At 38.2% G+C, this 14,570-nt stretch carries 17 protein-coding genes, 1 tRNA gene and 2 pseudogenes; 1 reads left to right on the forward strand and 19 read right to left on the reverse strand.

What is annotated here, in order from left to right; translation table 11 throughout:
- Nucleotides 1–2 precede the first annotated feature (2 nt).
- From ACRRMM_RS03880 to ACRRMM_RS03890, 3 genes are all read right to left on the reverse strand, one after another.
- Nucleotides 3–152, reverse strand: a complete 150-nt coding sequence (locus ACRRMM_RS03880; RefSeq protein ID WP_024427820.1) for a teichoic acid D-Ala incorporation-associated protein DltX — start codon at nt 150–152, stop codon at nt 3–5.
- A 254-nt stretch (nt 153–406) separates the two neighbouring features.
- On the reverse strand, nt 407–1,669 hold the full coding sequence (locus tag ACRRMM_RS03885; protein ID WP_017358155.1) for a Kelch repeat-containing protein: 1,263 nt from the start codon (nt 1,667–1,669) through the stop codon (nt 407–409).
- A gap of 766 nt (nt 1,670–2,435) precedes the next feature.
- Nucleotides 2,436–2,615 carry a hypothetical protein gene (locus ACRRMM_RS03890; RefSeq protein ID WP_017358156.1) on the reverse strand — a complete coding sequence of 60 codons (180 nt, stop codon included), beginning with the start codon at nt 2,613–2,615 and terminating at the stop codon, nt 2,436–2,438.
- Nucleotides 2,616–2,706: 91 nt separating this feature from the next.
- On the opposite strand from ACRRMM_RS03890, the gene ACRRMM_RS03895 reads away from it, so the two are divergent.
- Entirely contained in the window at nt 2,707–3,222 is a 516-nt protein-coding gene (locus tag ACRRMM_RS03895) for a hypothetical protein (protein WP_046527223.1), read from the forward strand.
- 83 nt (nt 3,223–3,305) lie between these two features.
- Here the strand turns inward: ACRRMM_RS03895 and ACRRMM_RS03900 are convergent.
- The 16 genes and pseudogenes from ACRRMM_RS03900 to ACRRMM_RS03975 form a co-directional block, all read right to left on the reverse strand.
- A pseudogene (locus tag ACRRMM_RS03900) lies at nt 3,306–3,622 on the reverse strand (HNH endonuclease); the annotation flags it as partial.
- Nucleotides 3,612–3,968 carry a hypothetical protein gene (locus ACRRMM_RS03905; RefSeq protein ID WP_017358159.1) on the reverse strand — a complete coding sequence of 119 codons (357 nt, stop codon included), beginning with the start codon at nt 3,966–3,968 and terminating at the stop codon, nt 3,612–3,614. The pseudogene ACRRMM_RS03900 and the gene ACRRMM_RS03905, both read right to left, overlap by 11 nt.
- A 46-nt stretch (nt 3,969–4,014) precedes the next feature.
- Nucleotides 4,015–4,620, reverse strand: coding sequence for a hypothetical protein (locus ACRRMM_RS03910; RefSeq protein ID WP_058336565.1), 606 nt, complete (start codon nt 4,618–4,620; stop codon nt 4,015–4,017).
- Nucleotides 4,621–4,801: 181 nt separating this feature from the next.
- Nucleotides 4,802–5,686, reverse strand: a complete 885-nt coding sequence (locus ACRRMM_RS03915; protein WP_058336564.1) for a hypothetical protein — start codon at nt 5,684–5,686, stop codon at nt 4,802–4,804.
- A 241-nt stretch (nt 5,687–5,927) separates the two neighbouring features.
- Nucleotides 5,928–6,875: a DUF2971 domain-containing protein gene (locus ACRRMM_RS03920; RefSeq protein ID WP_058336563.1), complete on the reverse strand. Its 948-nt coding sequence runs from the start codon at nt 6,873–6,875 to the stop codon at nt 5,928–5,930.
- 68 nt (nt 6,876–6,943) lie between these two features.
- Nucleotides 6,944–7,486, reverse strand: a complete 543-nt coding sequence (locus ACRRMM_RS03925; protein WP_366205954.1) for a site-specific integrase — start codon at nt 7,484–7,486, stop codon at nt 6,944–6,946.
- A pseudogene (locus ACRRMM_RS03930) lies at nt 7,483–7,815 on the reverse strand (ArpU family phage packaging/lysis transcriptional regulator); the annotation flags it as partial. The gene ACRRMM_RS03925 and the pseudogene ACRRMM_RS03930, both read right to left, overlap by 4 nt.
- A 154-nt stretch (nt 7,816–7,969) precedes the next feature.
- Nucleotides 7,970–8,043: transfer RNA gene (locus tag ACRRMM_RS03935), tRNA-Arg, on the reverse strand.
- 120 nt (nt 8,044–8,163) lie between these two features.
- Nucleotides 8,164–8,688, reverse strand: coding sequence for a YfcE family phosphodiesterase (locus tag ACRRMM_RS03940; protein WP_212338307.1), 525 nt, complete (start codon nt 8,686–8,688; stop codon nt 8,164–8,166).
- A 14-nt stretch (nt 8,689–8,702) separates the two neighbouring features.
- Complete coding sequence (locus ACRRMM_RS03945; RefSeq protein ID WP_169791232.1) at nt 8,703–9,305, reverse strand: XTP/dITP diphosphatase; 603 nt, start codon at nt 9,303–9,305, stop codon at nt 8,703–8,705.
- A gap of 10 nt (nt 9,306–9,315) precedes the next feature.
- A complete protein-coding gene (gene rph, locus ACRRMM_RS03950) occupies nt 9,316–10,044 on the reverse strand; it encodes a ribonuclease PH (protein ID WP_017358165.1) in 729 nt (242 codons plus the stop codon).
- A gap of 151 nt (nt 10,045–10,195) precedes the next feature.
- Nucleotides 10,196–11,257 carry a GerMN domain-containing protein gene (locus tag ACRRMM_RS03955; protein WP_017358166.1) on the reverse strand — a complete coding sequence of 354 codons (1,062 nt, stop codon included), beginning with the start codon at nt 11,255–11,257 and terminating at the stop codon, nt 10,196–10,198.
- A 101-nt stretch (nt 11,258–11,358) separates the two neighbouring features.
- Nucleotides 11,359–12,177, reverse strand: coding sequence for a glutamate racemase (racE, locus tag ACRRMM_RS03960; protein ID WP_206677428.1), 819 nt, complete (start codon nt 12,175–12,177; stop codon nt 11,359–11,361).
- A 7-nt stretch (nt 12,178–12,184) separates the two neighbouring features.
- Nucleotides 12,185–12,625, reverse strand: a complete 441-nt coding sequence (locus ACRRMM_RS03965) for a MarR family winged helix-turn-helix transcriptional regulator (protein WP_007501606.1) — start codon at nt 12,623–12,625, stop codon at nt 12,185–12,187.
- A 149-nt stretch (nt 12,626–12,774) separates the two neighbouring features.
- Entirely contained in the window at nt 12,775–12,999 is a 225-nt protein-coding gene (gene gerE, locus ACRRMM_RS03970; protein ID WP_003184172.1) for a spore germination transcription factor GerE, read from the reverse strand.
- A gap of 205 nt (nt 13,000–13,204) precedes the next feature.
- Complete coding sequence (locus tag ACRRMM_RS03975; RefSeq protein WP_025207747.1) at nt 13,205–14,521, reverse strand: CitMHS family transporter; 1,317 nt, start codon at nt 14,519–14,521, stop codon at nt 13,205–13,207.
- Nucleotides 14,522–14,570: the final 49 nt, after the last annotated feature.

Here is a 14,570-nt window from a genome sequence, read left to right on the forward strand (position 1 = left end):
AATTAAAAATCGTTGTAAATGAATGATCCCGTATTTGCTGTATGGAATCCGTAAATAAAGAACAATAATAGCAAAATAAGTAAGTAAAAGCTTGTATATCCTATCCATTTTACAGACTTATTTTCTGATAGCTTTTTGAATAGCATATTGATAACCTCTTTTCTTTTGACACTTATAAAGACGCATGGATCATCAAAAGAGTTTCATATCAAAACATAAAAATTTTAAGAATTGATGAAAAAAAGATGTCCAAAGTATGAACGTGTCTTCGGGCAAAGCTGTATTATTGTAACAAAGATTTAATGTAATTGAAATGAAATGGAAGCTTAAATTTGCCTTAAAATTGGTGAAAACTGTCGAACAAACGCAAAAGCCACCTAGTTAGACTAGATGGCTTTGATGTTATTTACTTTTTATATTTATTCACTTCGAACATGAGAATGTTGTTGAATACCACATAGTCCTTTTTACTTTCAAAAGGACCTTTGTTGTTGTCATGCTCGTCAATTTCATAAAACCCTGGACCTTCGCCGGCATCTCGCTTTTTGTACCAGGATAGAAAGGCGTTGACTTCTTTCATTGAAAGGTCATACTCTTTTTGCAAACCATTGACCATTGTGATGATGAGAAGAGCATCGCCGTCTTCATCTGTTGTATCGTCTTTTGGTGGTGTGGTTGGTTCTGGGTCTTTGTCACCAGGTGGTTCAGTTTCAGTGTTTTTAAGACTCTTTAATGAGATAGATAAATTAGATTTGAAATTTGCTCTAGCGTTAGTAGGGGCACTTGAACTTTGTTCAACTCCTCCAATTACATAGAGTGTATCATCAACAAGTGCTGATACATGTCCCATTCGATAAGGTGCAGAAGTGTTAGGTATAGTTTTCGATTTCATAGCTTCTATATCAAAGAGTGTAACTCTAGAAGTTCCACCTGTTCTTATAATATAATCCTCAAAATTTAATGCATCATGATAAGGTGCAATTGCTCCCGATCCTAAAACTGTCCACTGATCTAATAATGGATCGTACTCAAACGTTTTTGGACCTATTAATTCTGATCCAGCTAAAACATAGAGTTTATTTTTTACAACCACAGCATTTCCAGCAGTAGCCTCATTGGTGAATTTTTTCTTTTTTGTCCATTCCTTTGTTTTTGTATCGTAACTAAATGTATTATTGTACCTCTCTGGCTTTAACGAACTATTATAACCAACAACATAGATTTTATTATCTATAACACCAGCGTATAAATTATATGCAGATATCTTCAATTCAAATGGAAGGTCTTCTGAATTCTCCCATGTATCCGTTTTGATATTATAAACTTCTACGCTATTTGTGGATCCTTGTTCTGTTCTACCACCCATTACATATATACGTTCATCTACTATTACACTGGCAGCACCCATACGGCCTGTTTTCATACCAGCTTTTTCTGACCATTTATCTAACTTCGGATCATATACATAAGTAGTATTAGAATATGCCTTACTTGGACCCGTTCCACCTATTACATAGATTTTCCCATCATATACTTCACTTACAGCTCCTACTCTTGCATCTGGTAGCTCTTCTCGTTTTTCCCATTCAAGCGTTTCTGCTTTTATTGATTGTAATGGATAACTTAATGCAGAAAATAATAAAATGAAAATAAAAAACCATTTTTTCAAGATAACCACACTCCTTCAATTTGTTTACACAACAAATATCGGATAGTTATTTATTTTTTTCATGTTTTTGTTACTTATATATATATTTATTACTTATTTACTTACTGCTTCCCCAATGCGCCTATAAATTTCCAAAATTAGACTTCCTCATTAGAATCAATTCATATTTTTGTATTCCTCCATCAAAAAAACCCATGATTCATGGGTTTCTTCTCAGTCCGTTATTAAAAAATCCGTCACAAGGCAAACAAGTTCCACGTTTTCATCCAGCCCTCAAAAGCTTTGATACACACTGTCCCCAAAACCAATAGAAAAGATCTCTAAATCAGGTTTCTCCTGAAAGCGCGTGACTAACTAGCTTCTTGTATCCTCATAACATTTCTCAAATTTCTCTTCAAGTGCATCATATATGTAATCATGTTCGGAAAGTATAAATCTCAAAGCATGCTCTTCTATAAAATACCCTTTTCCAGTATCAACTCTATAGCCAAAGAACTGCTCCCCTTGTCAATCACTGATTTGATTTTGTACACCCCAGAATTCCTCCTTACTCATTTCATATTCTCCTTCTACTATACACCTTAATTTTTTAAGTTAGAGAAAGAATGTTCTTTCTATTTAACATTAATCTCTGCGATGACTGAGCAGGAGATTCGTAAGGCTGTTAAGAAGCTTGTCTTAATTAATGGTGTATTAGAATGAGATAAAGAGAAGAAAAAATGAAGGTTCATTAAAAAACGCCCTTCCAGTGGGAGGGGCTGTGTAATTAACTATTTTCTTTGGAGTATTTTTTTATCAATGATTCACTAATCCTGCTTACAATATAGATCGCAACCGCTAAAATTAGCATCAACGGAAACATACCTAAACGATTATCTGCAACATAAACAATGATCCCCACAATGATAGCTACTACGATTGCCGTTAAAAAATGCTTCACCGCCATCTCACCCCTTTGTTTAAATCATATACATTTTATTACATAAAAGTTGGAATTAAAACGAAATAAATTACATTTTTTTACAGAAAGAAGGTTGATGAAAATCTTTAGATCTTTGTTTCTTGTTAGTTTGTCTTTGGTGTTAATGCTTTCTGTCAGCAGCACTCCTTTATTGGCGCAGCAGAATGAAGTGATTTCTAAAAATCAAATAAACTATGAACCTTCCCTATATGTTACTAATGAGAACTTATTAAACAATGAATTGGAAGCTCGAGCAAAATGGGACGGACAATTCTCATCTAATTACACTATACCTTCTTATGTAGTTGCATCAGCTGCCACCTATGGGATGTTTCATATTACAAGATACTTAACTGCAACTTTACAGCTTGGACCTGCTGCAGCTGCTGCGTTTGCTGGGATGGTATCTGGTTATGTCTCGGCAAAAGGTGAAATAAAATTAAAAGCAGTACAAAAGTATAGATGGCTTAAGAAGTATACTAAAGCTGAATACCAAGCAACCACAAAAATATATGTTAATGGCAAATACAAAACAACCACAACAAAAAAATGGATCTCGGAAGTAGATACTAACATCGATCGTGTTAAATAACAAAAAAGTCCCTTCATTATTATGGAAGGGCTTTTCAGTTTACTATTGTTACCTATCGTGATATTCAGATGCAGACGTGATATACACATGCTTTCAAGGTTGTTTAGTCTAGGCGTTTGTTTAAGTCTAGTTCCACTATGTGATGAACCATGTCAATAGGTATGACACGATCTTATTTTAAACAGCTCTGACAAAGGTAATTGTCTCGCATTAGAACAAGTTGTCTTGTCTGTTTCCATTCTCTTGATTTATAAAAACTTGTTGATTGTTTATCTCGAACATGATTGTTGTAATACTTCGCTTCCTGCTGCTTACCATCAGCATGAGCAGGACAATAACCATCCCTTGTTAACTCCCTGCACCCTCGCAGCTTACACTCTCTCAATGGTTTAGATGGCATCTGATTCACCAGCTTTTCTCTCATCTATCATTGCAAACAAAACAAAGGCATGAAGATGCCCCACTTTCTGCACAGCATAAAACTCCCTGTACTCCCTTTGATATGATGCTAGATAGGATCGAGCTTCTTCATAGGACAGAGTCTGGCTGACATATAGGAGACTGTCTATAGCTTGCCTATCCCTCACACCATAAGACCCAAGCATTCCTAACCCCCTGATGATCTCCGCATCCGCCCATACGCATCCCCTTTTATTAAGGGCTTTAAGACCGTTATACAATTGGTCTGTCCTTATTGCGTGTCCAATTGCTGTGTTAATGATTAGTTCCCTGAGTGAGTTATCCACGTTGTGTCCCTCCCCATAATAAAAAGCACCCCGAAGGATGCTTAGGCTAAATTTTTAATTTTAATTTCTCAGAAACATTCATGTAAATCTTACTTACCTCATCTGGATTTAGTTCTCTACCTTTTTTTATCTCTTCTTTTATTCTCTTCCACTCTGCTTTCAATATAATTTGTTGTAAGTTATCAATTACTAGTAGTAGAGCACCTAATTGTGAAGAATCGAATGAATTTTCATCAAGTAAAAGATTAATAACTTCTTGAAATTTCACATTAATACCTTTAGCAACAGGTTCTTTTGGATTGAGTAATAATCTAATATGATTTTTGGTTTTATCTAACAAATTGAATTTATCAAAAACGTTGTAATTAGTCTGATGAGGATTATTTTTATTATAATAAAATTCAGTAGCTAAGGTATTAAATTCAACAAATTTCCCCCTTAAATTATTTAACCATTCTATCCTTTGTTTGCTTAAAGTATCAACCACAGCTGTTCGATATGCACTTTTATATGCAAACCAAGCAGTTAATCCAGTTCCTATCAAAGCAATCATGGTACATATCATGGTCACTACCATCGTGAGCTGTGTATTACTTGCAGCTGTTTCTGCTGCTATTTTTGCTGACTCAATATATTTGTTTTCATTAGACATATTATCCCCCCTTTTATTTTTATCGGAAGGAAGAGAGTGATTATGAATAAACAAGAAAGAGACTTCCGCAATGGAAGCCGCTCTCAATCTATCTCATATTACTATCATAACCGCTCACAGACAAAATGCTTTGCCAAGATCGTGCCAAAATTGTGCCAATTTTCAAGTCAAAACAACTAAGCTATTTTCGTCCCATTAAAGTTACTCCGTAACCCGATTCCTTCAAGAAGAATTGAAATTGACTTGATAAATTATTATTAAGATCATCAGTCATAATATAGTATCCACCCTTTTCAGTATCTGGTAACACAGAAAATTTAGTAATACCTAAATAGCCTAATATTCTTATGACATCCTTTTTGAACTCTTTATCATCGTTATTGGCATCATTCGTAATATAGAACTTATTATCAAAAAGAGAAAAATTATCTATTGCTGGATTATTCAACGCTCTCGGATAAAAATTGTCGTTAAGAGCTCTTTTAACTAATTGCTCTAATTCCTCAATTTTTGTATACATATTAAATTCTTCAGAATCACTAGCTTGCAGATTATTAGCTATGATATTTTCTTTTTTAGCTCTATAAATTGGATTATCTGGTGTAGATTCTGCAAGAGCACTTTCTACATATTTTTCAAAAGCTACCTTAACATCTAAAACACCATGCATATCATTCGTATAGAAAATCGTGCGTTCATCATATAAATCAAAAGGAAGTCTTGTTCCTCTTTCACACAAACTAACAATAGGTTTTCTAGCAGCGTGCCTAACAGCAATTTCATACATAACATTAGGATTTAATCCTGTTAAATTGGCTATTACAAGATCATCTTCTAATAATCGAGTAATTATCTGTTTGTTGATTGAACCTAGCTCACTAATTTCATGAGCTGCATGAGCGTCATAACCCATTCCACTTAATACAGGTTTTATTACAGCTTTATAAATTCCCTCGGCTGACCTTCTAACAGGGCTATTATCTTCCCCTATGGGCATAATTACAAACGCCTTTTTCTTTTTCTTTATTTGGATTTCTTCTTTCTTTTTCTCTTTTTTTGTTGACAAATTAATTTCCCCCTTAGAATTCATTTAAAATTATAAACAAAAATTCTACAATTATCCACATTATCCACCAATTCACCATATCTAATATTGTGTCTAACTCAGAAAATCGCTGAACCCTTCACCCCTCTTGCTTTTCAGCCAACACTCTAAACGAATTAGACATATAATTTTTGTAGTGAATTGAATAAAAAACACAAAAATAACCACCTTTTTCCAGGTGGTAAATTTAGAGCGAATATAACTAATATCTATAAGGGATCTTAGATTTGCTAATATTAACTTTAGTTAAATCATATTCATGTTTCCAAAGAAATTTACGTAACCCTTCCTTGTTAATATCCATGTTATTTTTAGGTCCTATAGTAACACCCTTTACGGAATTACAATCAATTTTAATCTTCACATAAGGAATAAATGTCCCATTTGATATTCGACAGTCATAGATTTTAGCATCACTATTTCTTAAATAGAGGAATGCAATTCTGAATTCTTCTTCTTGAGAAAAACACTCGTCTTTAAAAAAGATAGAATACCATTCCAAAACAGTTATAGCATTAATAATAAATGCATCACTGTTTACATCATAATTACCTTTGTTAGTCTTATCTTCAAAACGATCAATAATCTCACTTAAAAGCTTTAAAAGTTTACTTTTTTGTTCAGACTTTTCATAAATCACTTTGGAAGCAATCGGCAAAGGATCTCCAAAATTCCTATCTTGCGTCAGCCCATCAAATAATTCTTTAAATTTAAAAGTAATACTATATCCATCATCTTGAGAATAATTTGACCATAATAGATTAGAATCCGGATTTCTGGAAAAAGAAAGGGTATAATAATTAGTCCCATTTTCTTTATTCCTATTTACAGCTTCATCAAATAAATAGAGAAATGTATTTATCTCATCTTGAGACTTCTTTTTTTCTTTACATATAGATGAAAATATTTCCTTGCTCATATCAAATGTATACTTCATCTCTGTTTTATCATTTAAAAAGTCTGCTTGAGAAACCCAAAATTCACCTTTTTTCAGTATCCCTTCTAATCCATTAATATTGGTATAGTGGTGTACCTTATATTTATTATATTTCTCATCACTAAATAATAAATCCTGATCTGAAATTACAGTAATATAATTTGTAAAAAAATATTTTTTGTATTTCTCATATTCAAAAGGATCAATTGTCATCATTAACACCTCTATTTTTCTGATAATATGCTAATATTATCATTTTATAGATAAAATGACTAAATAATTCACAGCCCGAAGTTGTCCATTGTTCTATCCATTGTATCTTGCGTGATTCCGATATATCTCAGTGTGATATCTGGGCTTGAGTGGTTGAAGATTTCTTGCAGCAAGGCCACATCCTTGAACTTTTTATAATGCCAGTATCCAAATGTTTTCCTTAATGTATGTGTACCTACGCTATCAAGCCCAACATACTCCGCAGCCTCTCTCAAAATGTTGTATGCACTGCTACGGCTGATTGGTTTGTTGAGCCCTTCTCTACTCTTAAAAAGATACTCTTGATCATCTTTGTCTTTGATATATTGATCTATCGCTTTTCGAAGCGTCTTGTTTATTTTGATTCTTTTTTCTTTACCTGTTTTTTGTTCTCTTAGCGACACATATTGCTTTCTTACATCTTTAACTCTCAATTGCAGCAGATCGGATATGCGCAAGCCTAAATTGATTCCGGCCACAAAAAGCAGCAGGTTTCGTTTGTTTCTCTCACCTAAATACTTCTTGATATAATGGATCTGATCAAGGTCCCTTATTGGCTGAACAAAATTCATGATTTATCCCCCTGCTTGTACACTTCTTCTCTCAAAGCAAAGGCCAGTCTATAATATGCTTTATTTTTAACACGATAATAATTCCTTTGGCTGAGACCCATTTCCGCGTAAATTTCGTAATCAAACATTTCTTCATCCTGCATATAGAGCATAACTAATATGCGCCGCTCTTTTTGCGTAAGACAATTGTGCACGCTGAATCTGTTTCATGAACTGATCACGTTCAGTTTACCAAACCATCTTTCTAAGAGCTGCTTCTTCGGTGGATGAGTAGAATTGATTCAAAAAACTCGTGGTGTAGTAGTATATGTTGGCGGATCAAAAGGCAATAAACCTGAGAGTACCGACGTCATCAGTTACTAGAGTCATAAAAGATCGCTAAAATAGGTAAGGCCTCCTTTCTTAAACAATAAGATAAAATAAAAAAGCCAGAAACATTGATGAATCAATGTTTCTGGCTTTTAACAGTTTTAAATCATTATACGTCCCAGGAGAGATTCGAACTCCCGACCGACGGCTTAGAAGGCCGTTGCTCTATCCTGCTGAGCTACTGGGACATGTTGTTATGTAGTGTGCTTTGGCGTATTACCTCAGCGACAAGATTTATTATATTACTATTGTTCTTTAAAGTCAACGGTTTTTCGAAAGTTTTTTCATAAGGGGCAAATGCTGCACCCTTATGAAATACCTTCCAATGTGACAGTGTTTTCGAGGTCTAGTATGACGTGACCTTCGTCCGTGAAAAACTGTACGTTTGCTTCACTTCCATCTAGTGTCAGTATAGCATAGCTGCGCTCTTTGCGCACTCTTGGCAGGTGCACGCTGCCTGGGTTAATGAGCAGTTTTCCTCTTAGCAGTTCACTGCCAGGGATGTGCGAGTGGCCAAAGCAGATAATGTCTGCGCCTAGCTCTTCTGCACGGTAGTAGACTTGGAGCAAGGATTGTTTGATGCCATGCAGATGTCCGTGAGTGAGAAATAGTTTTCCGCCTCCGTCGAGTGGGAGCAGGAGCTCTTCTTCAAAATCGCCCATAAAGTCACAATTTCCTTTGACGACTTTGTATCCTTCGAGTGCTGGGTGGTTCGTTTCGAGTTCTGAATCTCCGCAGTGAATCATCATGTCCACTTCATTCGCATGCCGTTTGGCAATGGTTTGAAGTTCGTCTGTGAGTCCATGACTGTCACTAATGATGAGTATCTTCATGGCTTCATTCCCCCTTATTCATTTGCGTCTAGCAGTGATGAAAGCTTTTGAAGCGCAACCGCTCGATGGCTGATCTTGTTTTTCTCCTCTGGTGATAACTCGGCCATCGTCTGGTCTTTGTCTTTGACGATGAAAATCGGGTCGTATCCGAAGCCGTTTTCGCCGATCGGTTCTTCGGCGATGAAGCCTTCTACTGATCCTTCTACCGTTTGAGTCTCTTTGCCCGGTATACTGACAGCCAGGGCACATCTGAATCTAGCAGTGCGGTCTTCTTTTTCTATGCCTCGCAGCTCATTCAGCACCTTTTCCACGTTCTCGGCATCGTTTTTATGCTCGCCCGCATACCTCGCTGAATAGACGCCAGGTTTTCCGCCAAGGTAATCAATCGACAGACCCGAGTCGTCTGCAATCACCATTTCACCTGCTTTGGCTTGAATGGCCTCGGCTTTGATAATCGCATTTTCTTCAAAGGTATGTCCTGTTTCTTCGATCTCTTCCGTAAATCCGATGTCCGCTAGTGTTTTGACCGTGAATCCTTTTGGCTCAAGAATGGCTTTGAATTCTTTCGCTTTGCCCGCATTGTGCGTTGCGATGATGGCAGTTTTCATCCTGATCAAACCCTTCTCTTTATTCGATAACTTCTCCTGTCACTGCTTTTTGCTTTTCAATTAATTCTTTGATGCCTTTTTCGGCTAAATCAAGCAGTCCGTTTAGTTGTTCTCTTGAGAATGTCGCTTCTTCGCCAGTGCCTTGAAGTTCAACAAAGCGTCCAGCGCCTGTCATAATGACATTCATATCCACTTCAGCTGAAGAATCTTCTTCATAATTTAAATCTAACAGAAGTCCCTGTTTAGAATCAATTCCGACGGATATCGCAGCTAAATAATCAGTGATCGGATTTTCTTTCAAAACGCCTTCAGATCGAAGCTTTTGAATCGCTAGTGTCATGGCCACAAATGCACCTGTAATAGATGCTGTGCGTGTGCCGCCGTCTGCTTGAATGACATCACAATCAATCCAAATGGTGCGTTCACCAAGCTTTTCTAAATCAACGACTGCGCGCAGAGCTCGTCCAATTAAACGCTGGATCTCCATTGTACGTCCTGTGACTTTTCCTTTAGATGATTCTCTTATCGTTCTTTGAGCCGTTGCTCTTGGAAGCATGCTATATTCTGCTGTAATCCAGCCTTTTCCTTCTCCTCTTAAAAAAGGAGGTACGCGGTCCTCGATAGATGCGTTACAAATCACCTTCGTATTTCCCGCTGAGATTAAGACAGAGCCTTCTGGGTGCGTAATGTAGCCTGCCTGTATTTCAATTTTTCTTAATTCGTCGTATTGTCTTTCATCTAATCTCATGTTTTACCTCCGTTACAATATACATTCCGCGCGGGTGTCAGCGGGGTTCTCCTATTAACTTTGACAACCTCGATCCGTTCTAATCGCTTGGAATAAAAAAGAGGCAGCGAATGTGCATGCCTCTTTTTCTCCATTATATCAATGTGTGACGTTAAAAACTACCTGTATTCACTTGTTCTGGTCTTGAAACTGGCTTTGTGAGTTCTGTTCCTTTTTCATTCACAAGCTCTGCCTTTCCGTTTACCTTCACAGACACGCTTTTCACATCTGGCAGCTCTGTTAATGTCAGCACAATGCTATCAAGAACTTTTTGTGAAATGACCTTTTTCTTTTCATCTGCACTGCCAAAAATGGATTCATTGAAATCAAGTGTCACATGACCGTCTTTTACTTTCGGAACATCATTCAGCTTCACATCTTGATCAAAGTCTGTCAGCAATTGGCTTGTTTTGCTTGGCCCAGAGACGAGCTCATCAATGGCTGCTGTAATTGGATCATCCTCGTCTTTTGGTGCTCTTTTGGTCACTGGAACATAGTACGTCTGTTTATCAGATTCAGCTAAATAGTAGACAGTCACAGGCTTTGTCGATGTCATATCAGCCGCAGCCTCGTGCTGAATATTAATGCCGTCCTCTCTGCTTAAATCATCTGAAATCGGTGTCCCATTCACAGGCATCTCTTTTAATTCATGGCCATTCATCTTTAATTTGACTTTCGCTACCGAATCAAACTGCGTTAATGTCCAAGTGACTGATTGCAAAATGCGCTGTTCGTCTTCTTTTTTATAGTTTTTGAATTCATTTGAGAAATCAACAACCGCGGTGCCATCTTTAATATCGACAGATACGCTCGTGTCCGCCGGCAGCACGGCTCTGAATCCATTTGGCATCAGGTTAGAAATCGGTCCCCCGTCTACGAGGTATTCAAGTGTTTGTTTCGCACTTCCTTCGTTTTTCGGCAGCGGAATGGATTGAGACACAACATACCCATTTTTATCAATTAAATATAATTCTCTCATAACTGTATCTGCTTGCTTCTCTTCTTTTCCTTCTTTCGCTGTTTGTTTCTCTTCTTTATTTTCTTTCACAAACGTGACATTTTGTGGTGGATCAATCTCTGTTTTCGCTTGGTCTGTTTGAAACAATCCGCATCCTGATAAAAGCATGGCTGACGCAATACACGTAACAGCTGCTGTAGTTCCTTTTTTCAGCATACTTCACCCTCCTCTAGTGGTTTGTACTAGTATGTATACGAGCTCCCTCAGAGGATTAGACCCTTTTCATAAAAAAATAACCCACTTCCATGAGAAGTAGGTTATTGCTGATATACGTGTTCAAGCGAAACCGTTTCGACCTTTCCTGGCAGGTAGCCGAACCAGTCTTGAGCGATGTTTTGAAAGTTTTGCTGCTGCCCTGTTGTGTAAATCGTATGAACAGGCTCTTCCTTCGAGTCATTTAACAGCCCTTTATATGAAAGAATTGTGCTCGCTTCTCTCGCTGTCTCGTCTCCTGAAGAAATGATGTTGACGCCACTGCCCATAAAGCGCTGAATCGGTTCTTTTAAAATCGGGTAGTGCGTGCAGCCAAGAATGAGCGTATCAATGCCTGTTTCTTTCATCGGTTCAAGAGAAGCTTTTACGACTTCATCTGCTGCATGATCTAAAAACGTACCACTTTCCACAAATGGCACAAGCAATGGACATGCCAGACTTTGAACAGTTAGTCCTGCTTTTAAAGAAAGCAGTGCTTCTTTATAGGCCTCACTTTTGATCGTATTGACTGTGCCGATGACGCCAATATGCTGATTGTTTGTCACCTTGATCGCTGTGCGGGCTCCGGGCTGGATTACGCCAATGACCGGGATATCAAGTGTTGCTTTAATTTCATCAAGTGCTATCGCCGTCGCAGTGTTACACGCAATGACAAGCATTTTAATATGGTGATGTCTTAATAGGTAGTGTGCCATTTCCCATGTATATTGAAGAACCTCTTCTTCTGCTCGAGGGCCGTATGGACATCGTTTTGTGTCGCCTACATAAATAATCTTTTCTTTTGGCAGTTGTCTCATGATTTCCTTCGCAACGGTTAAACCGCCTACACCGGAATCAATCACGCCGATGGGTTGATCCAACAAAATCGCCTCATTTTCTTTTCATTTGCTGCTGTAGTTTCGTTAAAGATTGGTTGAAAACGATGGCTTCTTCTTCTGAGAAAGCCCCTAGAAGTTCACTGACGTATTCTTGGCGTTTGACAATCACTTCTTGAATGATCCGCTCACCTTCAGGTAATAAATGAATGCGAACCACGCGGCGGTCAGACGGATCTTTCACCCGTTCAACAAGTTCACTTTTTTCCATTCGATCAATTAAATCGGTTGTCGTGCTGCAAGCCAAATACATCTTTTGTGATAGCTCACCTATTGTCATATCTCCGAATTCATAAAGCCACTGAAGCCCCACAAATTGAGGAGGTGTAATCGTATATTGATTCAGAATTTCTCTACCTTTTTGCTTAATGATTGCAGCAATATGGCGCAATGATTTTTCAATTTCTGCAACATGGCCTGACTCATTCGTTTCCATTTCATTGATACCTCACTATAGCATCTCACTTTGATTAAAACGTACATTCCTATTTTCCTCGTTTTTCAATGAAATTGCAAGAAGAGACTCATGGAAACGATATAGAAATAACCGGCTCCTCCCTGGTGCGGAAGGAAAACCGGCTGACGTTAGAGCTCTAGCTCACCCATACGCAGAAGCTCGACTACGGCCTGTGAACGACCTTTGACTCCTAGCTTTTGCATGGCATTCGAAATATGATTTCGAACAGTCTTTTCGCTAATAAAAAGCTCGCTTGCAATTTCTTTTGTTGTTTTATCTTGGACGAGCAATTCGAATACTTCTCTTTCTCTTTTGGTTAATAGCGGCTTGGATTGAAACTCTTTCTCCTTCAAGTATTGTAACCCTCCTTGCTAAGGTGAGAGCTCTAGTCTCTATAGAATGGGATTCTGTATAGTCGAGATATCATATGCCGGGTACTTGAGGTAGGTGACGTTAAAATCGAGAATTCCCGCAGATGAGCGTCCAATTTGCTCCCCTTCAAACCGCACAAAAAAGGACGAGTCCCCATAGAGACATCGTCCTTGATCAAACAAGCTTTTAAAATATCGAAATGGCTCCTGTTAAAAGAGCAATAAGTGTTGTAAACAGGGCTGTGAGTACGGTCCATAACAGTGCGTACTTTTGCAAATCACCGATATCTTTATTCAGCATACTCACAAGTAGTAATGTGGAAGCCACAAGCGGACTCAGTAAATGGACAGGCTGTCCGATAATAGAGGCGCGCGCAATTTCTACTGGATCAATTCCGTAAGCTGCGCCGGCTTCAGCTAAGATTGGCAGCACCCCGAAATAATACGCATCATTTGAAAGAACAAATGTAAATGGCATACTCGTCAAAGCGACAATGAGTGGAAAAAATGAGCTGTATGAATCTGGAATCATGTAAATGACCAAGTGAGCAATGGACTCCACCATTTTTGTTCCCGAAAAAATGCCTGTGAAAATTCCTGCTGCAAACACAAGGGTAATGACCGTTAAAGCATTTCCTGCATGCGATAAAATCCGCTCACGCTGATCTTCCACTTTTGGATAGTTGATCATAAGCGCAATGACAAAGCCAATGAGAAAGAGTACAGGAATCGGTACGATATCCAATACAAGTGTGACCATGACAGCAATCGTCAGGAAGAAGTTGACCCAAATCAAGTTTGGTCTCTTCATATCTGCAACGCCATCTTCAATTGATGCCGCCAATTCAGGAGAGATCGAGACCTCTTCTTTATACTGAATCTCGGCAACCCCAATGCGCTTCCGTTCTTTTTTTCCAAGAACATACGCTGTAAAAAGGATAAAAAGACCGCCCCCTATCATCGTCGGGAGTAATGGAATGAAGAATTCCGCTGCATCTAAACCAAGTGCAGCAATCGCACGAGTAGCTGGACCGCCCCAAGGCGTCATTCCACTCATAATGCCTAGTGATAATAATGAAATCGTCCCTAAAATCAGCGGGTTCATCCCAATTCTTAAGAAAAGTGGCAGCATAGCTGATACGGTAATCATGTACGTTGTCGTCCCATCACCATCTAATGCAACAAGCATAGACAAAATCGCTACCCCAAAAGCAATTTTGACCGGATCGCCTTTCACAAGGCGTAAAATCAGTTTGATCAACGGGTCAAACAATCCAGCATCCAGCATGACACCGAAGAATAAGATGGCAAATAACAATAAAGCAGCAGATGGTGCAACGGTCTTGAGTCCATCAAGCATCATGTCCCCTAATCCGCTGTAAAATCCACCAATTAATGCAAAGATGATTGGCACAACGGTTAGAGCCACCACCGGATGCATACGTTTTGTCATAATAAGAAATGTAAAAGTCACGACCATCAAGATCCCTAAAATAGCTAGCACTTCATATCCCTCCATCCTCTTCTTTACACGATCCACAAGCGCCCCTTTT

It is taken from the genome of Bacillus sp. XT-4 (assembly GCF_050864245.1).
GTDB lineage: Bacteria > Bacillota > Bacilli > Bacillales > Bacillaceae > Bacillus > Bacillus altitudinis.

Bases quoted from the DNA above. Each gene is read 5' to 3' on its own strand.
- ACRRMM_RS03890 (WP_017358156.1), bottom strand. From the start codon at position 2,615: ATGGCGGTGAAGCATTTTTTAACGGCAATCGTAGTAGCTATCATTGTG.
- ACRRMM_RS03895 (WP_046527223.1), top strand. From the start codon at position 2,707: ATGAAAATCTTTAGATCTTTGTTTCTTGTTAGTTTGTCTTTGGTGTTA.
- ACRRMM_RS03910 (WP_058336565.1), bottom strand. From the start codon at position 4,620: ATGTCTAATGAAAACAAATATATTGAGTCAGCAAAAATAGCAGCAGAA.
- ACRRMM_RS03920 (WP_058336563.1), bottom strand. From the start codon at position 6,875: ATGACAATTGATCCTTTTGAATATGAGAAATACAAAAAATATTTTTTT.
- ACRRMM_RS03925 (WP_366205954.1), bottom strand. From the start codon at position 7,486: ATGAATTTTGTTCAGCCAATAAGGGACCTTGATCAGATCCATTATATC.
- ACRRMM_RS03940 (WP_212338307.1), bottom strand. From the start codon at position 8,688: ATGAAGATACTCATCATTAGTGACAGTCATGGACTCACAGACGAACTT.
- rph (WP_017358165.1), bottom strand. From the start codon at position 10,044: ATGAGATTAGATGAAAGACAATACGACGAATTAAGAAAAATTGAAATA.
- ACRRMM_RS03955 (WP_017358166.1), bottom strand. From the start codon at position 11,257: ATGCTGAAAAAAGGAACTACAGCAGCTGTTACGTGTATTGCGTCAGCC.
- ACRRMM_RS03965 (WP_007501606.1), bottom strand. From the start codon at position 12,625: ATGGAAACGAATGAGTCAGGCCATGTTGCAGAAATTGAAAAATCATTG.